We start from the raw sequence: 21,409 nt of genomic DNA on the forward strand, positions 1-21,409 counted from the left end.
TTCAAGTATCCCTTTAATTTTCATATAAAAACTTTTTTAAAAATCACAATATACATATTCTTATTGTTACTTTTTAAGCGTATAATTTTTAAAATTCCACAAAATCACATCACAAAAATAACCCGTTTATTTTATTTTTTTTAATTATACTGGTAATAATTATCCGTAAATGGTACAATAATCCCGAAATTAGATTTAACCAAGGAGATATTATGATACTATCAACTACTCCGTCTTCAGACGGATTTTATATGCCTGGTGAATACGAGCCGCATCTTGGAACTATTATGGTGTGGCCAACAAGAGCAGGAAGCTTTCCGTACAGTGGCAAAGAAGCTAAGCCTGCATTTGCAAAGATAATAAAAAATATAATCAAACACGAGAAAATGTTTTTAGTCTGTGATGAAGCGCATAGGGATGAGCTTTATGATTATTTTAGGGAAGATGACTTCGCTCCTGGCGGAAATATCGAGGTAATAATAGCAGATACAGATGATGCCTGGGCAAGAGACACCTCTCCTACATTTGTTATAAACGATACAGAGATAAGAGGAGTTGACTGGGTATTTAATGCCTGGGGCGGTGATGTAGACGGGCTTTTGCCTAACTATGATAATGATGATGCCCTTGCCTCCTCATTTTGCAAAAAATATAATTATGATTACTATGACTTACATAATAAAGGCTTCGTACTGGAGGGTGGTTCCATACACTCAGACGGTGAGGGTACCATCCTTGTAACTGAGTCCTGTCTACTAAGTAATGGCAGGAATCCTAAGCTTACTAAATCAGAGATAGAAAATGTCCTTCTTACCTATCTTGGAGCAAAGAAGATAATCTGGCTTCCATACGGCATATATAATGATGAAACCAATGAACATGTTGATAACGTCTGTGCCTTTGTAAGGCCCGGAGAAGTAGTCCTTGCCTGGACAGATGATGAAAAAGACCCACAGTATGAGATGAGCCTTGCAGACTTAAAGCTTCTTGAGAGGGAATGCGATGCCAAGGGACGTAAGTTAAGAGTTCATAAGCTTCCTATCCCTAAAAGGCCTATACTCGTTACCAAAGAGGATATAAAAGGCTATGACTTTGAAGAAGGCGAAGCCGAAAGGAGTGTTGGCGAGAGGCTTGCCGCAAGTTATGTAAACTTCTATATTACAAACGGAAATGTGCTTGTACCTGCCTTTGGTGATGAAAATGACGGTAAAGCAGTGGATATGCTTAAGGGGCTTTTCTCCGGACGAGACATAGTTCCAATCAAGTCAAGGTGCATACTCGTAGGCGGAGGCAACATACACTGCATTACAGGACAGGTTCCTCTTGCTAAGAACAGAAAGGATAAATAATGAGAAAACTAACAGTGGCTGCAGTTCAGATGAGCTGCTCAGTAAATCCTGAAGAAAGCATCAAAAAGGCTGAAGACCTGGTAATGGAGGCGGTAAACAAGGGTGCTAAACTCATCCTCCTTCCTGAACTCTTTGAAAGGCAATACTTCTGTCAGGAAAGAAGATATGATTATTATGAATTTGCAAAGCCTGTCATGGAAAATGAGGCAGTAAAGCATTTCATTGATGTAAGCAGAAAAACCGGTACAGTGCTCCCTATAAGCATATACGAAAAGGACGGCAATGTACTCTACAACACTGTAGCAATGCTTGATAGCGGTAACTTCCTTGGTATATACAGAAAAACCCATATACCTGATGACCACTTCTATCAGGAAAAATTCTATTTTACACCGGGAAACACCGGTTTTAAGGTCTTTGATACCACAGCAGGCAGGGTTGGTGTAGGAATATGCTGGGACCAGTGGTTCCCTGAAACCGCAAGAAGCCTTACCGTTAACGGAGCAGAAATCATCCTCTACCCTACTGCAATCGGCTCTGAGCCTGTGCTTAATACGGACAGCTGTGGACATTGGAGGAGAACCATGCAGGGACATTCTGCTGCCAATATCATCCCTGTGGCCGCCGCCAACAGGATAGGCACAGAAAACGTTACCCCTTGTGAGGCTAACAACAATCAGACCTCATCCCTTACCTTCTATGGTTCATCTTTTATTACAGATATGACGGGAGAGCTGGTAGAAAGCGCCGATAGAACAAGCGAAACTGTGCTTGTACACAGCTTTGACCTGGATGAAATAAATTCCGCAAGGCTTGAATGGGGCCTTATGAGAGACAGAAGACCTGAGTGCTATGGAGATATCGTGAGATAGCAAGAAAGAATCCTGCTTCGCAGGATTCACCGCCTGCGGCGGGTCGCGTGAGCGACATCTACATATCCGCCGCAGTGCGATCCCTCGGAGAGATTTTTATTTGACAGGTAATTTCAGAGAAATTTCCTGTCAAATAAAAAAAGACCACAGAAACTATATGATTTCTGTGGTCTATATTTTTGTATTAACCATCAACCTTGCTTTGTAATATCACTTTAACTTTATTACCATTTCCACAGGGTTGTGGTCTGAATTCTCGAAACCAAGCCCCAATGTTTTATGAGATATGACCTCCACATTTTTAGAAACAATGAACCCGTCTATTACATAAAACTGGAAATTTTTGTCATTTTTGTCATAGGCTCTGTCAAGAGAGCGGCAGGTCGGTGTGGAAGCATCCATATAGGGGCTAAAGTCATCTCTTAGCTCCTTTGTATCAAACAAACCCGGTTTCCATACTCCTGTGGCACCTACTTCGTACTTGCCTACATCTACTCCTGAAAATGTCTGATTAAAGTCTCCTCCGGCTACTACATAGTTGCCAGCCTCATACTCTTTTTTTATAGTCTCAATAAGATACTTGTTCTGAGCCTCCCTACCGGCCCCATCATCATAGGCTTCAAGATGAAGATTGATGACAACCAGCTTCTTATCACTTCCGCTTATAGGAAGCCTTAGGGCGAGAAGGCATCTTTTGAGATTGCAGGTACTGCCAGGCCACTTAAACGGACTAGGCAGACTTATCCTCTCCGCACTTTCAACCTTAAGCCCACTAAGCGACATAAGCCCTGCTGCCACATTCCTAAGCGGTGGAATAGGATAAGGTATAAATAAGGCCTTATGGTTATATGCAAACGAAGACAGCCTGTCCGGAAACATACCTGAAATAACATCTTCTTCATCTACATTGTAGCTGCGGTATGACTTTCTATCTACTTCCTGAAGTAAGGTAATATCAGCGCCTTCATCTCTTAATTCTTGTGTTATCTTACTTACGTTTACATTCATCTCTTCCTTAGTCTGGCTTACCACCTTTGTGCCTCCATCCATGAAAAAGTCAGCAGTAGCACCAAGGTTGCAGTAGCCTACATTCCAGCTAAGGAGCTTAATCTCTTTAGCAAGACCTGCCTCATCAAAAGCCTGTCCCTTTAAGGAGAGCTTCTCTATGTTGCCTGGCTTGTACTCGGTAATTGTAAGTACAGCGAGCAATCCCAGTACAGCCAACATCAGAATAATTATTATAGTAAAACATACTCTAATGCAAATCTTAAGAGTTTTGCTCATCGTCTATCCTTTTTACTTCCGTTATTTGCACCGTCCTTAAAATCTAATAATCCTCTGTCTATCATATTTTCAACGATAGTTTTTTTAACATGCACATCAAAACAAAGCGAAGCAATGAAAGCAAAGTTGGTGAGATACCTTCTCTTCTCTTCATCTTCTTCATCCTCAAAGCTGTCCTTCGCCCTATCAAACGTCTTTAGTACCGATCTCGAAATATCGGTTGTAGCACCTTTGCAAACCTCAAAAACCTCATCATAAATATCACTTAACGAGACATCTTCATCCTGCTTTGAAAAGAAATTCTCGGTAAGTGGTGTAAGAATACTATTGATATCCTTTATGGACAATACATTCTTAAAATAATAAATGAAAATCAGAAGCAGCATATGGTCCGTGCCATATTTTTTCTTATCAGGGGAAGGAAGCAGCTTGTTTTTGGTGTAGTTATTAATCATGGCCTTTGTTAGCATCTTGTCACCGTCATATCTTTTAAGCGATGCAAAATGGTCATCCATAAACTTAATAACCTGGTCCATATAAAGGTCAATCTCCGGTATATCCTCAATCTTGATATAATCTAGAGACCTTATCCTACTCGCTACTTCCTCAATGAATTCCTTCTTGTCTTTTTTGTTCATTGCCCTTTAGTTAGCAGCGTTCTCCTTCTCTTCCTTTTCTGCTTCTGCTTCGTGCTCATCGAAGATTTCATCCCCATAAACATCATCAAAATCATCTTCAAAATCTACAAGCTTGTCCGGAACAAAGAAGTAATATACTGCGTATGCTATAGCTGCGATAAGCGCTACGGCACCTACAATAACAAGAGCAACTACATAAGGGTTGTCCTTTTTTGTCTCTTCATTCTTTGCAGGGTGAATGAGAGCATTAAGCTTCACTGTGTTTAATAGTTCTTCAATTTTCTTATCCATAATATTGCTCCTTTTCTTTATGATAATATCAGTATAGCATATTTTTTAAAATAATACTATTGTCAGTTAATTTTTTTAAGACCTGCCATGCTAAGCTTTAGTTTCCTGATGCCAAAGCTTTCTTTATCAAAGCTCACCGTCACCACATCATTTTCCTTATTTAGTTCAAGGACTTCTCCTTCTCCAAACTTAGCGTGGCTTACCCTGTCTCCCTCTCCAACCTTGTCAGAGGTCTTAGACTCACTGCCAAATCCTTTATTGATATATGGATTTCCCGAAAAGAGATTTCTTTTATCCTTTGAAGGGGTAAATGATACGGTATTTCTCTCTAAATACCTGCTGCCGCTTCCTGCATAGAGACTTTCATTCCTCAAGCTTCTTGTACGGCTAATGTCACCACCTGTAGATAAGAGATGTTCAGGAATCTCTCCTATGAATCTTGATGGAGGGTTCCACTGTATATCCCCTCTTAGCATTCTGGAGGCTGCATTTGAGAGGTAAAGCTTCTCCATAGCTCTGGTTATACCCACATAGCAGAGTCTTCTCTCCTCTTCAAGTTCACTCTCATCACCTGAGTAAATGCACATTTTGCCCGGAAATAATCCTTCCTCCATGCCCACTATGAAAACCACCTTAAACTCAAGGCCCTTAGCCGAGTGAAGCGTCATAAGAGTGACCTTATCCATATTCTCATTTTCGCTGTCCTTGTTGTCAGCATCCGTTAAAAGAGATACCTCTGTAAGGAAGCCCGAAAGCCTATTCTCGTCGGAGTCATCGAGGCCTATTTCATATACTGCAATCTTGTTGATAAGCTCATCTATGTTGTCGATTCTGCCTTTTGCCTCATCAGTTCCTTCAAGCTTTAACTCTTCCACATAGCCTATCTCTTCAATCAGAGTCTCAAGCTCTTCCTTAAGGCTCTTACAGTGTCTAAACTCCCTTACCTTTGCTTCTATAAATGCCACGAATTTCTCTACCTTGGCCACAGCCCTGCTAAGTCCCGGTATGCTTTGTACCCTCATACAGGCCTCAAAAAATGAGATTTCTTTGTCTATTGCATATTCCGCTATTTTTTCTTCTGTAGTACTTCCTATCCCTCTTTTAGGCACATTTAATATTCTTCTTACCTGAGTATCATCTGTGACATTGTTTATAGCCTTAAGGTAGGCCAGTATATCCTTTATTTCTTTTCTGCTGTAGAAGTTGGTTCCTCCATATAGCTTGTATGGGATATTATTGTATACAAACTTCTCTTCTATGGCACGTGACTGGGCATTGGTCCTATAAAGTACAGCAATGTCAGAATAAGCTGCCTTTCCCTCACTTACAGTCCTCATAACTATATTGGCTACGCCGTCTGCTTCCCTGTCCCCTGTATCATAGGTCTTATAAGAGATGGAAGCACCGCTCTCTTTACTCGTCCACAGCCTCTTGTCTTTTCGTTCTGAATTGTTACTTATAACACCGTTTGCAGCCTCAAGTATATTGCCTGTAGAGCGGTAATTCTCCTCAAGCTTTATAACCAAAGCCTGAGGATATATCTTCTCAAAGTTAAGTATATTCCTTATATCAGCTCCTCTAAACTTATATATGGACTGGTCATCATCTCCAACTACACAGAGGTTGTTCTCTATTTCACCCCTCTCATTCTCGTGGGCTGCAAGGAGCTTTAAGAGCTTAAATTGAACCACATTGGTATCCTGATACTCGTCAACGAGTATATAGCGGAATCTCCTCTGATAATACTCTAAGGTATCCTTATCCTGTATAAAGAGCTCCACAGTCTTTACCAGTATATCGTCAAAGTCCAGGGCATTGTTATTCTTCATACGCTTTTCATACTCTATATATACCCTTGCGTAGACATTGTCGGAATAGCTTGCATTCGCAGCAAATTCTTCCGCATCTGTAAATTCATTTTTAGCATTTGATATGACGCTAAGACAGGTCTTTTCAGGAAATTTTTTATTGTCGATATTGAGGGATTTTAATACCTGCTTTACTACCGCCTTAGTATCATCAGTATCATATATATTAAAATTCCTGTCATAGCCAATCTTGTCTATAAATCTTCTAAGTATCTTAACACAGGCAGAATGAAAGGTTGATACCCATATATTCTCTGCACCCTCTTCTATGAGTGAATCCACCCTTTCACGCATTTCCTTTGCAGCCTTATTGGTAAATGTAAGTGCAAGTATATTCCAGGGATTTACCCCATGTTCTTTTATAAGATAGGCTATACGCCTGGTAAGCACTCTGGTTTTGCCTGAGCCGGCACCTGCTAAAATGAGCAGTGGGCCATTTTCATGTACCACTGCTTTCATCTGTTCCGGATTTAGATTATCAAGAATATTCATTTTTCTTCCTTTACACTGACTTAATTACTTCCACTCTGGTTACCTTGTCGCCATTCATGCTGTCTATCCTTAGGGCAAAATCATTGTACCATACACAGGCACCTATGGCTATGGTTCTCTCTTCCCTGTTAAGCACAGTTGTAACCACCTTAGCAAGAGTATCCCCCTCTTCGATAGGAATATTTATTCTTGCCATGTGGTTGGTAATCTTTGTCTTCTGACTTCCTCTGTACACTCGTTTTTCAGTCTCATCAAAATTACAGAGAAGATATTTCCTTGTAGCAAACAGGGCTGCCAAAGCCACTATGGTAATTAGATTTTCAAGAGGAGTAGTGTGCTCAACTATCATCTGCCTAGCTATGGCAAAGAGGAGTACATCAATGATTGTACTCGGAGTATGTTTACAAAGCATCTTTACGAACTCAAGACCAATCGCTAACATCATTGCCTTTTCAAGGAAAAATCCCAGTTCTATTTTCTCTCCTACAAAAAAGTCAGGAACTGCTACAGCCAAAAGCTTAAATGTCATTACAGCAATAATAATACTCATAATTATAGCTATTATGAGCTCAAGATAGTAGGTGAGCTCGTGAATCATATCTTGTAAGTCCCTCTTCATAATACCCCCGTTTTACAGCTTTCCTTTAAGCACCAGCCTCTTGTCATCTGTCTGAAACAAGATAACTATCCCTGACGAAAAGCTTATTTTAACCTTGTCTTTCTCAAATTCATTACTTACACCGAGACTGCTTCCTGAACTTAGAATGAAGTTCTCAAGCTCGTACTTGGCCCCCTTTATACTAAGTCCCTTGACAGTTTCAGTAAAAGGAATCAGAGAAAAATACTCCCCGAAAGCCTCTGTCCTCTTCATGTTTATATCTTTATCATGTATGCTTATTACATTGTGTTCATCTATTATCCTTGCGTTAACTCCTCCAGCAAGGGGCTTATACAAAAGCTCAATATTGGCTAAGGTATGATCAAGCCTTGTCCCGGTAGCACCAAGAAGCACAATGTCCTTGGGACTCAGGGTAAGAGCCAGTGATATGGCAAGCTCGGTATCAGTCTCATCTTTCTCAGGATTAAACGCCTTGACTATAGGCTTACCCTGAGTCTCAAAAAGAGACTTAAAATACTTGACTACCTCTGCCTCACCGCTGTCAAAGTCTCCGACTACATAGTCTGGAACGATATCAATCTCCCTTGAAGCCATCATTCCCCTGTCAGCAGCTATAACAACATCAGGCTTATACTCTTCGTACACCTCTCTTACAAGTCCTGTGTCAGTTCGTCCCCCTGTTATAATTAGTACCTTCTTCATACATCCTCTCAATCATCTTCTTGGTATTTGTAGCTATATCTCCGCCAAACACAGCCGTTCCTGCAACCAGAACATTGGCTCCGGCCTTTACAAGCTCCCCTATGTTATCCTGATTTACTCCACCATCTACCTCGATGTCTACATCAGGAGCCATTTCTCTTAGCTTCCTTATCTTGTCTATGGTAAAAGGTATGAACTTCTGACCTCCAAAGCCCGGGTTTACACTCATTATAAGCACCATATCCACTTCAGAAAGTACAAGCTCGATAGCAGAAAGAGGTGTGGCGGGATTTATAGACACTCCCGCTTTAAGGCCCAGTTCCTTTATCTTGGTTACTGTCCTGTGCAAATGCTTTGTAGCCTCTGCATGCACTGTAATAATATCAGCCCCTGCCGCCTTAAAATCCTCTAAATATCTTTCAGGACTCTCTATCATAAGATGTACATCAAATACCTGATTACTGTATTTTCTAAGGCTCTTAATCACAGGCATTCCAAAAGATATGCTTGGCACAAAGCTACCGTCCATCACATCAAGGTGGAGGTATTTAGCACCGTTTTCCTCTGTTATCTTTACCTGCCCGGCAAGCTCACCAAAGTCTGCCCCAAGTATTGAAGGTGAAAGTATGTATTCCATATTAGTATCCCCTCTTGTTTGATAATTCCTCATAAATCAACTTGTAGTTCTTATATCTGCTTTCTGATATCTTTCCTTCAGAGAGGGCTGTTTTCACACCGCAGTCTCTTTCTCCTATGTGGATACAGCCGTTAAACTTACAGTCCTTTACATAGTCTTCAAAGTCAGGAAAATAGTCTTTAAGCTCCCTCTTATCTATATCAAAGAGTTCAAGGCTCCCAAAGCCCGGTGTATCACAGATATAACCACCCTCTCCTATGTAAAAGAGTTCTGCGTGTCTTGTGGTCTGTTTGCCACGCTCTATCTTCCTGCTGATTTCCCCTGTCTCCATATTGGCCTCAGGCGCAAGGTAGTTGGTAAGCGTGGACTTGCCCACTCCTGAAGGCCCTGCAAGCACTGTAAACTTGCCCCCAAGGTAATCCTTTACCTCATCAAGCCCCAGTTCCTCTTTTACACTTATTTCAATCACCTTATAGTGAGGAGAGTAAATCTCTCTAAGTTCTGTAAGCTTAGCCTCATCTACGAGGTCACTCTTGCTTATTGCAATGGCAACAGGAATCCTCTTTATCTCCATCATCGTCAGAAATTTGTCAAGAAGATTGAGGTTGGGTGCAGGCTTAGCCCCTGCAAATACTATAAGGGCCTGGTCAGGGTTAGCCACGGCAGGACGGATAAGAAAAGACTTTCTCTCCTTTATCTCTATGAGATTACCCTTCTTATCCTCATCAGACAAGACTTCAATCTCCACAATGTCTCCCACCAGCGGCTTGATACCCTTATTCCTAAATATTCCTCTAGCCCTGCATTCATAGGCTTCTTCTCCATTATGTACGTAATAGAAGCCCGCAATTGCTTTTATTATTCTGCCTTCCATTAGTTCGCAGCCTTACTCCAATTCTTGATACGCCATACCTTGCCATCATATACCTCACCATTTACAATAAGGTAGCAGACTGCTTCACTGTCACTTGAACCAATTATGTCCTCGATACGAAGCGGGAAGTCGTCATAGCTAAGTGTTCCTGAGTAGACTGTGGATGTCTTTCCATCCTGATCCATCCTTACTTCGATGTCTCCACTCTCTCCGCTTTCTGCAAAAGGATTCTCATCTATGGTAAGCGAAGCTGAATAAGTATAGGAAACAGGTTTAGGTCCCTTGCTTATACTAAGTGTGATGGTGCTTCCGGACTGTGCCTCATTGCCACCCGGTATGCTCTGGCTTATAACAAGTCCCTTTTTGACGCTGTCATCTTCCTTATACGCTATAGAAGCCTTAAATCCTGCACTGCTAAGAGCATTGGTTGCATCAGCTTCACTCTTCCCTACTACGTTTGGTACAAGAGTCTGCTTATTTTCAGGTCCGGTACTAACTAGGATTGTAATAGTATCACCCTCTTTGGCAGCTGAACCTATAGCAGGAATCGTATCTATAACGCTTCCTTCATCAACTGTATCGCTTGCCTTCTCTTCTACTTTAACCACAAATTTCAAGCCTTCAAGAGTAGCTATTGCACTGTCCTTGGTAGCATTTCTTATATCAGGAACACTGCTTGTATCCTCACCCTTGCTGACTGTGATAATAACTTCGTCATCCTTCTTAATCTCAGACCCTTCAGCAGGCTTTACATCCATGACTGTTTCTTTTTCAAATTCCCTTGAGCTCTCAGATTCAAACTTGTAGTTAGTAATACCCGCATCTGAAAGGATGGAAATTGCCTCTGCACGTGTACGTCCCTTAAGTGCAGGAACTGTTATAACTGCTGATTTTGATGCAGTCTCAGAAGCTATTGACGAAGGTGATGCTGCCTGGCTTTGGCTGTTAGAAATAAGCGATGAATCTCCACCTTTACCCCCAAAGAGGTTGAAGCCCTTTACCAAAAGTACTATAACCACGATAGCAAGAATCACAATAGCCGCAATTCCTCCAAAAAGGATGAGCTTTTCCATCTTAGGATCAATGGTCTCCTCATCATCCTCAGGAAGCTCACGGATGTTGCGTGGTTCACGCTTTTTGACAGGTTCACCTGCCCTGTTAGTGTTATTATATCTGCCCTTTTTAATGGTCTCAAGCTCCTCTCCTGATATGTTTATAGTAGGAGAATCAGTAACTGCCGCCTGAGAAAAGTTGACATAATCTCCTTCCGGTTCAGCAATTGCCTTCTTGAGGTCGGCAATTAGCTCTGTAGCTGTGAGATATCTGCGCTCAGGCTTCTTCTGCATACATTTTTGAACAATCTTTTCTATGCTTACAGGTACCTCAGGATCAAGCTCTCTAAGAGGCACAGCCTCTTCATTGATATGTAAAAGAGCTACTGATACAGTATTATCTGCGGCAAAAGGCATCTTGCCGGATATCATTTCATAAAGGGTAACTCCAAGTGAATATATATCACTCTTCTCATCTGAATATCCACCTCTTGCCTGCTCAGGAGAGATGTAGTGAACCGAGCCTACTGCCTGTCCTGCTGCAATGGTATTGGAGGTAGCAGCCTTGGCTATACCAAAGTCTGTGACCTTTACCTTGCCTTCCTTTGAGATAATAATGTTCTGAGGCTTGATATCCCTGTGTATGATATGGTTGGCATGCGCTGCCTCCATACCCTGTGCTATCTGAATGGCAATGCCCACAGCCTCTTTTAGCTCAAGCTTGCCCTTTCTTTCAATAAACTTCTTAAGAGTTATACCCTCAACAAGCTCCATTACGATATAGTGAAGGCCCTCATCTTCTCCTACGTCATAGACATTTACTATGTTAGGATGTGACAGCACCGCAGCAGCCTGAGCCTCTGCCCTAAACTTGGACACAAAGTTCTTATCAGAGCTATACTCCTCTTTAAGCACCTTTATGGCTACCTGTCTGCCAAGCCTGGTATCCATTGCTTTGTACACATCAGCCATTCCGCCTGAACCGACCAGACTGATAATTTCATAACGTTCTCCGATTAATCTACCTTTGTTTAACATATTTTTACACCTCTATCATTACTACTGTTGCGTCGTCTTTTCCGCCATTGTTTACAGCAGTTTCTATTAGTTTTTTGCAAATTTCCGATAATTCTTTGTCAGCTCCCGCTATTTCCTCCAACGTCCTCTCATCCATCATATTGGAAACACCGTCTGAGCATAAGAAAATCCGGTCTCCCTTTGTCAGCTTTACCTCAAAGAAGTCTACCTCGATATCAGGCTCAACTCCAAGCGCTCTGGTAACCTTATTCTTATGTGGATTAAACCTTGCTTCTTCTTTCTTTATTAACCCACTCTTTATCATCTCTTCAACTACCGAATGATCCTCGGTTATCTGAGACAAAGCCCCGTTTTGAATCACATAGAGCCTTGAATCACCAACATTTGCAATGTATAAAATGTCGTCCTTAATGGTAGCCAGTACAATCGTAGTACCACAACCCTTTAGCTCTTCGTTTGCTTTGGTCTTTTCCCTTATCCCCTCATTAGCCGCCGTTATAGCTGACCTTATAGTGGATATTATCGAACCCCCGTTATTCTTCAGAATGTAATCTTTTACGTTGTCTACACAGAATCTTGAAGCAAAGTCACCCCCATTGTAACCTCCCATCCCATCTGCCACAATGAACAGATTGGAAAGTTCACCGACTGCCCCTTCTTCACATAGTAAACTGTCCTGATTAACACTTCTGTTTTTTCCGGCTCTGGATTCAGAAAATGTTTTCATCTATGTGTCTCCCTTCTATACTCACAAGACAATTATGCCTTCACCGTATAATAAAGTAATGCTGCAACTAAACTCCTTTCTTCCCCACAGCAATTACAGCTTACTTATTCTCATTCTCCATATATTCTTTTCGAAGCTGTCCACAGGCTGCATCTATATCCTGTCCCATCTCCTCTCTAATAGTAGCATTTATTCCTTTATTTTCAAGTATCTTCTTAAATCTAAGCACTCCTCCTGGAGTTGAACTCTTGTAAGCCCTTTCCTTTATAGGGTTAATAGGTATGAGGTTTACGTGGCAGTTCTTTCCCTTAAGAAGCGCCGCCAGCTTTTCAGCATTCTCAGGAGTATCATTTTCACCGTCTATCAGGCTGTATTCGTAGGATATTCTCCTACCTGTTTTCTCAAAGTAATAGTCCGTAGCTTCAAGTATCTCTTTAATCGTGTATTTGTTAGCTATAGGCATTATCCTTCTTCTGTCTTCATCCGTAGGCGCATGCAGGGAAATCGCAAGAGTAATAGCAAGATTTTTGTCTGCCAGCTTCTTTATATTGGGGACAAGTCCACAGGTGGAAACTGTAATATTCCTCTGGCTTATATTTAGGCCATTTTCATCTGTAATCATCTCCAAAAACTTAAGCAGGTTGTCAAAGTTGTCAAGTGGCTCTCCTGTACCCATCACAACTATGTTGCTCACTCTTTCGCCTGTTTCTCTCTGAATGGTATAAATCTGTGATAACATCTCAGATGGTGCAAGCTGCCTTGAAAGTCCAAGCAGGGTAGAAGCGCAGAAGGTACAGCCCATTCTACAGCCTACCTGTGACGAAATACAGACTGAATTGCCATATCTGTACTTCATAAGTACGCTTTCAATCACATAGCCGTCATATAGCTTAAATACAAACTTGGATGTATCTCCTGAGGCTGAGTCTTTTCTAGCCACCTCTGTAATCTCAGTAAATGGCAGTCTTTCCTCAAGTTTATTCCTTAGTTTAAGTGGAACATTGGTCATCTCGTCATAGCTTTTTACCAGCTTTTTATGTATCCACTCATACACCTGCTTCGCCCTGAATTTGGGTTCTCCAAGCTCCGTAATTAGAGACTGAAGCTCATTAAAATCAAGGCTTACAATATCTTTTCTTCCTTCTGTCAAATTATTCTTCCCTCATATATTCTGAAACAAAAAATCCATCTGTTCCAAGCTCCCCCGGAATCAGCCTTATAAAGCCTTTTTTAGCTTCATTTACAAGTCTTTTGCCGTCTTTATATCTATCTACATACCCTCTTATTTTATCCGAAAAATCCACCGCTGAAAAGCCTTTAAATTCTGAAATAAATGTGAAATTTTCCTCATTCTCAGCCTTCGTCATCGTACAGGTGGAATATATAAGCCTTCCGCCCTTTTTTACATATCTTACAGCGTTTTCTAAGATTGTCCTCTGAATTTTGGCAAGTTCTCTTATCTTATCCTCTGTTACATTGTATTTTATATCCCTTTTTCTACCCATAACTCCAAGTCCTGAGCAAGGCAGGTCGCAGATAACAAGGTCAAATCCATCCACAAAATCAGGATTGCACAAAGAGGCATCATTCATCTTTGTTTTTATCTTAGAAGCCCCTATCCGTCTTACATTTTCCTCAATAAGCTCTGTCTTATTCTCAGTGATGTCACAGGAGATTATCTCATCTACCTCTTCCATCCCTGCAAACAACAGGCTTTTCCCACCAGGCGCAGCACAGAGGTCAAGCACTCTCGCCCCCTTAGGAAGACTTACTATCTTACCTATGAACTGTGAGCTTTCATCCTGAAGCACAAAGTCTCCCTCTTCAAAGCTCTCAAGGTAGCTAAGACTGTCTAACTCAAGTATCTTAAGGCTTTCAGGGAAAATTGTATCAGTACTTACTCTAACCCCTTCAGCGTCAAGCTTTTTAATAAGTTCTTCCCTGTTCTTTGTGGCTCTTGCAACCAAAGGCCTCTTCTCTTCAAATGCCTCTAATATCTCCTCTGTCTTCTCACTGCCATAATCGTTTATAAAGTGCTCCACTACTGCCTTAGGGGTGGAATACTTTATTTCAAGATATTGGATCAAGTCTTTGTTTTTATCTGGTAATGCTATATTTTCTTTATTTCTTGCTATATTTCTAAGGACTCCGTTTACAAAGCCCGATAGTCCCGTAAGGCCTCTTTTCTTCGCCAGTTTGACCGCCTCGTTGATAGCGGCACTGTCAGGTACCCTGTCCATAAAAAAGAGCTGGTAGACAGAGATTTCTAAGAGAAGCATAATAATAGGCTTCATCTTCTTTACAGGGGTTTTTGAATATCCGTCTATAATAAAATCAAGATACAGTCTTTTTTCAATGCTTCCCTCATAAAGCCTTGTAATAAATCCCCTTGATGATTTATCAAGATAGAGGTAACTATCAAGAGTATCTTTAAGTATAGTGTGGCTAAGCTTACCCTCCCTTAGGGAGAGGAGCATATCAAGCACTACTTCTCTTTCATTAACAGCCATAATTATACACCAAGTTCCTGTCCTATATTAAGAGTGCTTCCCTTTAGGAAATCGCCTGCACTCATTCTTTTTTTACCCTCAAGCTGTACCTCAAGCACCTCTATGGCACCTTCTCCACAGGCAATGGTAAAGCTCTCCTTGTCTATATCTATTACACTTCCTGCCTTGCCACTTCCCTCTACAGCCCTTACTTTCCACAGCTTAAGTGTCTTGCCTGAAAGCAGGGTATAGGCACTAGGCCAAGGATTCATTCCTCTTACAAAGCAGTCAAGTTCTTTAGCTGGCCTTGTAAAGTCGATAAGTCCCATAGCCTTGGTAAGCATCTTAGCATAAGCCGTAGGGCTTTCACCCTGCTTTGTAGGGGTAAGGCTTCCCTTTTCCAGCTCATCAAGGGTTTCAAGTATAGTCTCTGCTCCAAGTGCCATAAGCTTGTCAAAGAGGCTTCCTGAAGTCTCATCCGTATCTATTTTAATTGTCTTTTTAAGCAGGATATCGCCTGTATCAATGCCCTCATCCATAAGGATGGTAGTAATTCCGGTTTCCTTTTCTCCGTCAAGTACAGCCCACTGTATAGGAGCAGCTCCTCTGTACTTAGGTAGCAGTGAGCCATGTATATTTACACAGCCAAACTTTGGCATCTTTAGTATGCTTAAAGGTATAATCTGTCCAAAGGCTACCACTACCATCACGTCAGGATTGTAAGCTCTTAAAGTCTTTACAAACTCTTCATCCCTTACCTTTAGTGGCTGATATACCTTTATCCCTTCTCTCTTGGCAATGACCTTCACAGGAGACGGAGTAAGCTCTCCCTTCCTTCCCTTAGGCTTGTCAGGCTGTGTAACTACAGCCTGTATTTCGTGCCTTGATGCTATCAAAGCCTCTAAGGAAGCCGCCGCAAAATCAGGTGTTCCCATAAATATTATCTTCATTAGTTCTCCTCATCGACAGGAAGTCCTGCCGCTATCTCTGCAGCCTTTTCAGCCTCTTCATCTCCGGCATTATACACATTGCCAATAACCTTTTCAGTGTATAAATGTCCGTCCAAATGCTCATTTTCATGGATTAGAGCTCTTGCAAAAAGCTCATCTCCCTCAACTATATACTCTTCAAAGTTCCTATTTAGCGCCTTTACCTTTACATGGCTCGGTCTGGTTACTATACCTGCCTTGCCGGGAACGCTAAGACAGCCCTCTGCTCCTGTCTGTTCACCCGAAGTCTCAATGATTTCAGGATTAATAAATACAAAAGGCTGGTTTCTTTCTTCTGAGCAGTCAATAACAAATATCCTCTTTAGCACACCCACCTGAGGGGCTGCAAGACCTACTCCGTCAGAATCATACATAGTCTCAAGCATATCATCTATCAGCTCCTGTATCTTTGGGGTATTCTCCTTCACCTCTCTGGCTCTCTTTGCAAGGATTTCATCTCCAACCGTTCTTATATTTCTAAGTGCCATTACTCCTCCATTTATCTTAAACTCTTATATTTATCTATATCATACCCGCTATTATACCATTATCTTATAGCCTATGTAAAGTTTATGGATTGCCGTGTGGCTCAAAGTCAAACTGCACGCTGACTTTGCTAAAATCAGAGCTCTCCTTTACATAGTCTTCAAGCAGGTTCTTAAGCCTAACCAGTTCATCTCTATCAGGCGACTTTATGTAGATTATCTTTCTGTATATATCCCTAAGCTTTGGAATAGACGCCCATACCGGCCCATTTACCACAAAGCTCTCTGATTTTTTCTCTGTTAAAAATCCCGCAAGAATTTCAGCCCCCTTACTTACCTCCTCAGCTTTTGCGGCAAAGAGAATAACTGCAAGGAGATGGGTTTCAGGAGGATATTCTCCAAGCTTCCTATATCTTATTTCCTTGGAATAAAAGTCCTTATAATTGCCTGTTGCCGCAGCCTGTATCACATAGTGGTCAGGATTGTAGGTCTGGATGACCACCTTCCCCCTATATCTACCTCTTCCTGCCCTGCCCGCTGCCTGCACAAGGAGTTCGTAGGTAGTCTCCGCTGCTCTAAAATCCCCTAAAAACAGTGATAAGTCAGCAGCCAGTATGCCAACCAGACTTACCTTCTCAAAGTCATGCCCCTTTACTATCATCTGGGTTCCTATGAGGATATCAGCCTCACCCTTCTTAAAGCTCTCAAGTATAGCCTCATGGCCGTTTTTCCCTGTAGTCGTGTCCCCATCCATCCTAAGCACCCTGGCATTTGGGAAGTCCTTTTTTACTATTTCCTCTACCTTTTCCGTCCCAAGTCCAAAGGTACCTATATACGGCGAAGTACACTTTGGGCATTTATCAGGCATTTTTTCCTCGTAGCCGCAGTAATGGCAGACCAGCCTGTCGGGTCTGTGAAAGGTAAGACTCACGTCACAATGAGGACATTTGATGGCTTCACCACAGCTTCTACAGGAAATAAAGCCTGCATACCCCCTTCTGTTGATAAACAATATGGTCTGCTCACCCTTATTAAGCCTGTCTTTTATAAGCTCTGAAAGCCTCCTGCTGATAATGGACTTATTGCCCTCTTTTAGCTCTTCTCTAAGGTCAGCAACCTCAATCTCGGGAGGAATGGCCCCTGCTGGACGACTTGACAGCATAAGCACCTCTATCTCCTTATCGGAAGCCAGCTTCACAGCTTCAAGGCTTGGAGTTGCAGAGCCAAGTATTATAGCCGCTCCTTCCTCCTTCGCCCTATAAAGTGCCACTTCTCTTGCGTGATACCTTGGAGTTTTAGAGCTCTTGTAGCTCCCTTCATGCTCCTCATCCACTATGATTAGTCCAAGATGTTCAAATGGGGTAAAAAGGGCTGACCTTGGACCTACTATTATATCTATGTCTCCGTGTTTTGCCCTTAAATACTGGTCATATCTCTCTCCCTGCGACATCCTTGAGTTCATAATGGAGATTCTCTCTCCGAACCTCGCAGACAGCCTCTCCACCATCTGAAAACTAAGCGCTATCTCCGGTATCAGGAAGATAACCTGTTTCCCCTGGCTTATGACCTCCTCCATTATCTCCATATAGACTTCAGTCTTGCCGCTGCCGGTAATACCAAAAAGGAGATACCTTCCGTATATTCCCTTCCTATAGTCATCTACAACCTTGTCAACCGCCCCTTTTTGCTCGACATTTAACTCGACCTTATCAGAATTCTTCTCTCCTGTCTTTACAGGCTTTCTGTATAGTAATTCTTCCTTTATCTCTATAATTCCGTCTTTTACCAGCGAATTGAAGGCAGAGGAGGTGGCCTTCTCCTCCTTTATAAACCTCTCATAGTTAAAGTCGCTCTCTATCGCTCTTCTTAGGATTTTTGCTTTGATCGTATATTTTTTTCTTTCAAATTCCCTGAGGATATCTTCTGCCTCTTCTCTATCTTTAAGAAGAGATACAGTCCTCTCCTTTATTCTTTCTATCTTCCTTGGTGCCTGAAGTACTGAGCGAAGCGCCTCATTTACAGCGCCGCCGTAGTTGCTCTTAAGCCAGTAGGCAAGCTTTATCAGCTTACCCTCTATCTGAACTCCTGTCTCGGACTTCCTTAAGATATCCTTTACAAGGCTTTTATCTATGTCGGTATCTTCTTTTACTTCAACCACAAAGGCCTTAGTTTCTCTATTTCCTCTTCCAAATGGAACTATGACTTCGGTGCCTATGAGGGCATCAGAGTTCCCAAAGCTCTCCGGTATCCTGTAACAAAATGTCCTGTCTAGCTTATCTATAGATATTCCTACCACAACCTCAGCGTACACCAAAATCACCTCCATTCATTTTAACCATAATACACATAAAGGGCAGTCGCATCCCGGATGATTCCTTCTGCAACGGCCCTCATAAAATACTAAAACTCTCTAATTATTCCTCTTCTTCCGCTTCCTCACCACCTACAATCTTTACCTTCTCGTGATAAAGCTCATCAACGGCAATTGATAACGGCTTGCTCTTTTCATTCGCTGCAACATAAGGCTCAGAACCTGAAATTATCTGTCTTGCCCTTCTTGCTGTAGCAAGCACTATGGAGTAACGGCTATTTACTAACTTGCTCTCGCCCTCTTCCACATCTTTGTTTGCAACTTCCATAAGGTCTGAATAAGATGGATGTAACATCATAATGATTATTATTCCTTTCTATATTTGCTATATTACTTTACTATAAGTTAAAAGCTCTTTTTCAGGTCATCCGTCAAAGCCTCTATAAATCCTCCCGCTCTGTCCTTCTTGTGCGAAGCCGCCTGAATAATATGGTGGATGTCTCTTACGGCATCATCCAGATTATCATTTACAACTATGTACTCATAGTTATCTATATACTCTGTTTCCTCCGCCGCCCTCTTAAGCCTCTTCTTTATAGTGTCGGCCTCCTCTGTTCCCCTGCCTATAAGCCTGTTTTCAAGCTCCTTAGCATTTGGTGGAACTATGAAGATGAGCACAGCCTCAGGATACTTTTCTTTGATCTTGAGCGCTCCCTGCGGCTCTATCTCAAGGATAACATCCTTACCCTCTGCAAGCCTTTCTTCTACGTACTCTCTTGGAGTACCATAGAAATTGTTCACATACTCAGCCCACTCTATAAGACCGTCGCTCTCTATCATACTATGGAATTCATCTCTTGTCAAAAAGAAATATTCCCTTCCATGAACTTCACCTTCTCTTGGTGCTCTTGATGTAGCTGATATAGAGAGTGCATAGTCCTCTTCTGCCACAAGTTTCTTAACTATAGTTCCCTTACCTACTCCTGAAAATCCTGAGATTACAGAAAGCACACCTAACTTTTTCATACTCTTATTCCTTTATATAACATAATTTTGGGCAAAGTATTTAACTTCCACCAGCGATTCTAATAATTTGACATTCATTGATACAGGATTTCTAAGGCTTTGCTTTGCAAGGTCCTTGCATAATATTTATAATCCGCTTTTTTGTATGTCATAACACATCATTTTAATCCTTTTCATTCGCCCAGTCAAGTGTACATTTTACAGCCCTCTTCCAGCCTTTTAGTTTTCTTTCTCTCCTTCCCTCTTCCATATGAGGCTCAAATAGCCTTCCAAGCTGCCAGTTCTTTCTTATCTCTTCTTTGTTTTCATAATAGCCTGTTGCCAGCCCTGCAAGATAAGCAGCCCCAAGGGCAGTTGTCTCCACACACTTAGGCCTTCTTACATAGGTATCCATAATATCAGCCTGAAACTGCATAAGGAAGTTGTTGGCAGAAGCACCTCCGTCCACCTTAAGCCCCTTAATCTTAACTTTCGCATCCTCCTCCATAGCCCTAAATACATCGGCTGACTGATAGGCTATGGACTCGAGGGTTGCCCTTATAAGATGTTCTTTTGAGGTTCCTCTTGTAAGACCAAATACTGTCCCCCTTGCATATTGATTCCAGTAAGGTGCACCCATACCTGTAAATGCAGGAACTACATATACTCCGTCAGCATCTTCAACTTCTAAGGCATAGTCCTCTGACTGAGCAGAAGTCCTAATCATCCTAAGGCCGTCTCTAAGCCACTGGATAGATGCTCCTGCCACGAATACGCTGCCCTCAAGGGCGTATTCTGCCTTGTCACCTGTACTGGCTGCTATAGTTGTAAGAAGTCCTGATTTTGAGCTAATTGCCTCACTTCCCGTATTCATAAGGATGAAGCTTCCCGTACCAAAGGTATTCTTCACATCTCCCTTTTCAAAGCAGCACTGTCCAAAAAGTGCAGCCTGCTGGTCTCCCGCAGCACCTGCTATAGGTATGCTCCCACCAAAGAGGCTTGACTTTGTCTCTCCATATACGTAGGAACTTGGCTTTACCTCAGGGAGCATATTCTCAGGTATATCAAATATCTTAAGTATTTCCTTATCCCATTCGAGTTTATGTATATTATAAAGCAGGGTTCTTGAAGCATTGCTAAAGTCTGTCACATGCACCTTTTTACCTGTAAGATTCCAGATAAGCCAGGTATCAACTGTACCAAAGAGGAGTTTACCCTCCTTAGCCTTTGCTCTCGCATCCTTTACATTGTCAAGTATCCAGGCTATCTTACTCGCTGAAAAATACGCATCAGGAATGAGACCTGTAGCTTCTCTGATATAGTCTCCATAGCCTTTTCTTACCACCTCGTCTATCATATGCGCTGTACGCCTGCACTGCCATACTATGGCATTGTACACAGGCTCACCTGTTTCCTTATCCCAGACCACAGTTGTCTCCCTTTGATTGGTAATACCTATTGCTTCAATGTCTTCACAGCCTGCGCCTATATTAGCCATAGCTTCTATAGCTGTAGCAAACTGTGATGACCAGATTTCCCTTGGGTTATGTTCAACGAGTCCCGGCTCAGGGTATATCTGCGTAAACTCCTTTTGCGCACTGGATACTATATTTCCACCCTTGTCAAATAGTATACTCCTTGAACTTGTTGTCCCCTGGTCTAGTGCCATCAAATACTTCCCCATAAT

At 41.9% G+C, this 21,409-nt stretch carries 20 protein-coding genes; 2 read left to right on the plus strand and 18 right to left on the minus strand.

The genetic code is table 11. The annotated features are described in order from the left end of the window. Positions 1 to 212: 212 nt before the first annotated feature. On the plus strand, positions 213 to 1,349 hold the full coding sequence (gene aguA, locus JJN12_RS08625) for an agmatine deiminase (RefSeq protein ID WP_236013747.1): 1,137 nt from the start codon (positions 213 to 215) through the stop codon (positions 1,347 to 1,349). Further along, positions 1,349 to 2,221, plus strand: coding sequence for an N-carbamoylputrescine amidase (gene aguB / locus JJN12_RS08630; protein ID WP_208429299.1), 873 nt, complete (start codon positions 1,349 to 1,351; stop codon positions 2,219 to 2,221). The genes aguA and aguB overlap by 1 nt, the downstream gene beginning before the upstream one ends. A gap of 210 nt (positions 2,222 to 2,431) precedes the next feature. Here aguB and JJN12_RS08635 read toward each other — a convergent pair whose 3' ends face one another. From JJN12_RS08635 to glpK, 18 genes are all read right to left on the minus strand, one after another. Beyond that, a complete protein-coding gene (locus JJN12_RS08635) occupies positions 2,432 to 3,505 on the minus strand; it encodes an endonuclease/exonuclease/phosphatase family protein (protein WP_208429300.1) in 1,074 nt (357 codons plus the stop codon). After that, positions 3,502 to 4,143 carry a DUF1836 domain-containing protein gene (locus tag JJN12_RS08640; RefSeq protein WP_208429301.1) on the minus strand — a complete coding sequence of 214 codons (642 nt, stop codon included), beginning with the start codon at positions 4,141 to 4,143 and terminating at the stop codon, positions 3,502 to 3,504. The genes JJN12_RS08635 and JJN12_RS08640 overlap by 4 nt, the downstream gene beginning before the upstream one ends. Positions 4,144 to 4,149: 6 nt before the next feature. After that, positions 4,150 to 4,434, minus strand: coding sequence for a hypothetical protein (locus tag JJN12_RS08645; RefSeq protein ID WP_208429302.1), 285 nt, complete (start codon positions 4,432 to 4,434; stop codon positions 4,150 to 4,152). 62 nt (positions 4,435 to 4,496) lie between these two features. Beyond that, positions 4,497 to 6,794 (minus strand): ATP-dependent helicase, encoded by a 2,298-nt coding sequence (locus JJN12_RS08650; RefSeq protein WP_208429303.1) that lies wholly within the window; start codon positions 6,792 to 6,794, stop codon positions 4,497 to 4,499. Between the two features lie 10 nt (positions 6,795 to 6,804). After that, the gene (locus JJN12_RS08655) at positions 6,805 to 7,413 is read right to left on the minus strand and encodes a hypothetical protein (protein ID WP_236013748.1); all 609 of its coding nucleotides are present in this window, start codon (positions 7,411 to 7,413) and stop codon (positions 6,805 to 6,807) included. A gap of 12 nt (positions 7,414 to 7,425) precedes the next feature. Next, positions 7,426 to 8,115 (minus strand): thiamine diphosphokinase, encoded by a 690-nt coding sequence (locus tag JJN12_RS08660; protein ID WP_208429304.1) that lies wholly within the window; start codon positions 8,113 to 8,115, stop codon positions 7,426 to 7,428. Further along, positions 8,078 to 8,752: a ribulose-phosphate 3-epimerase gene (rpe, locus tag JJN12_RS08665; protein ID WP_208429305.1), complete on the minus strand. Its 675-nt coding sequence runs from the start codon at positions 8,750 to 8,752 to the stop codon at positions 8,078 to 8,080. The genes JJN12_RS08660 and rpe overlap by 38 nt, the downstream gene beginning before the upstream one ends. 1 nt (position 8,753) lies before the next feature. Continuing rightward, positions 8,754 to 9,626 (minus strand): ribosome small subunit-dependent GTPase A, encoded by an 873-nt coding sequence (rsgA, locus tag JJN12_RS08670; protein ID WP_208429306.1) that lies wholly within the window; start codon positions 9,624 to 9,626, stop codon positions 8,754 to 8,756. Beyond that, on the minus strand, positions 9,626 to 11,716 hold the full coding sequence (pknB, locus tag JJN12_RS08675) for a Stk1 family PASTA domain-containing Ser/Thr kinase (RefSeq protein ID WP_208429307.1): 2,091 nt from the start codon (positions 11,714 to 11,716) through the stop codon (positions 9,626 to 9,628). Before pknB ends, rsgA begins: the two co-directional genes overlap by 1 nt. A gap of 4 nt (positions 11,717 to 11,720) precedes the next feature. Beyond that, positions 11,721 to 12,443, minus strand: coding sequence for a Stp1/IreP family PP2C-type Ser/Thr phosphatase (locus tag JJN12_RS08680; RefSeq protein WP_208429308.1), 723 nt, complete (start codon positions 12,441 to 12,443; stop codon positions 11,721 to 11,723). 100 nt (positions 12,444 to 12,543) lie between these two features. Beyond that, the gene (gene rlmN / locus JJN12_RS08685) at positions 12,544 to 13,593 is read right to left on the minus strand and encodes a 23S rRNA (adenine(2503)-C(2))-methyltransferase RlmN (RefSeq protein WP_208429309.1); all 1,050 of its coding nucleotides are present in this window, start codon (positions 13,591 to 13,593) and stop codon (positions 12,544 to 12,546) included. Between the two features lies 1 nt (position 13,594). After that, the gene (rsmB, locus tag JJN12_RS08690; RefSeq protein WP_208429310.1) at positions 13,595 to 14,953 is read right to left on the minus strand and encodes a 16S rRNA (cytosine(967)-C(5))-methyltransferase RsmB; all 1,359 of its coding nucleotides are present in this window, start codon (positions 14,951 to 14,953) and stop codon (positions 13,595 to 13,597) included. A gap of 2 nt (positions 14,954 to 14,955) precedes the next feature. After that, positions 14,956 to 15,882 carry a methionyl-tRNA formyltransferase gene (gene fmt / locus JJN12_RS08695; RefSeq protein WP_208429311.1) on the minus strand — a complete coding sequence of 309 codons (927 nt, stop codon included), beginning with the start codon at positions 15,880 to 15,882 and terminating at the stop codon, positions 14,956 to 14,958. Then, the gene (gene def, locus JJN12_RS08700) at positions 15,882 to 16,409 is read right to left on the minus strand and encodes a peptide deformylase (RefSeq protein ID WP_208429312.1); all 528 of its coding nucleotides are present in this window, start codon (positions 16,407 to 16,409) and stop codon (positions 15,882 to 15,884) included. Before def ends, fmt begins: the two co-directional genes overlap by 1 nt. A gap of 82 nt (positions 16,410 to 16,491) precedes the next feature. Then, on the minus strand, positions 16,492 to 18,717 hold the full coding sequence (gene priA / locus JJN12_RS08705) for a replication restart helicase PriA (protein ID WP_208429313.1): 2,226 nt from the start codon (positions 18,715 to 18,717) through the stop codon (positions 16,492 to 16,494). Positions 18,718 to 18,820: 103 nt separating this feature from the next. Next, positions 18,821 to 19,072, minus strand: a complete 252-nt coding sequence (gene rpoZ, locus JJN12_RS08710) for a DNA-directed RNA polymerase subunit omega (protein WP_208430366.1) — start codon at positions 19,070 to 19,072, stop codon at positions 18,821 to 18,823. Positions 19,073 to 19,122: 50 nt separating this feature from the next. Continuing rightward, complete coding sequence (gene gmk, locus JJN12_RS08715) at positions 19,123 to 19,743, minus strand: guanylate kinase (RefSeq protein WP_208429314.1); 621 nt, start codon at positions 19,741 to 19,743, stop codon at positions 19,123 to 19,125. 163 nt (positions 19,744 to 19,906) lie between these two features. After that, positions 19,907 to 21,406, minus strand: a complete 1,500-nt coding sequence (glpK, locus tag JJN12_RS08720) for a glycerol kinase GlpK (RefSeq protein ID WP_208429315.1) — start codon at positions 21,404 to 21,406, stop codon at positions 19,907 to 19,909. Positions 21,407 to 21,409 lie beyond the last annotated feature (3 nt).

The organism is Catonella massiliensis (assembly GCF_016651435.1).
In the GTDB taxonomy this organism is placed as follows: domain Bacteria; phylum Bacillota; class Clostridia; order Lachnospirales; family Lachnospiraceae; genus Catonella; species Catonella massiliensis.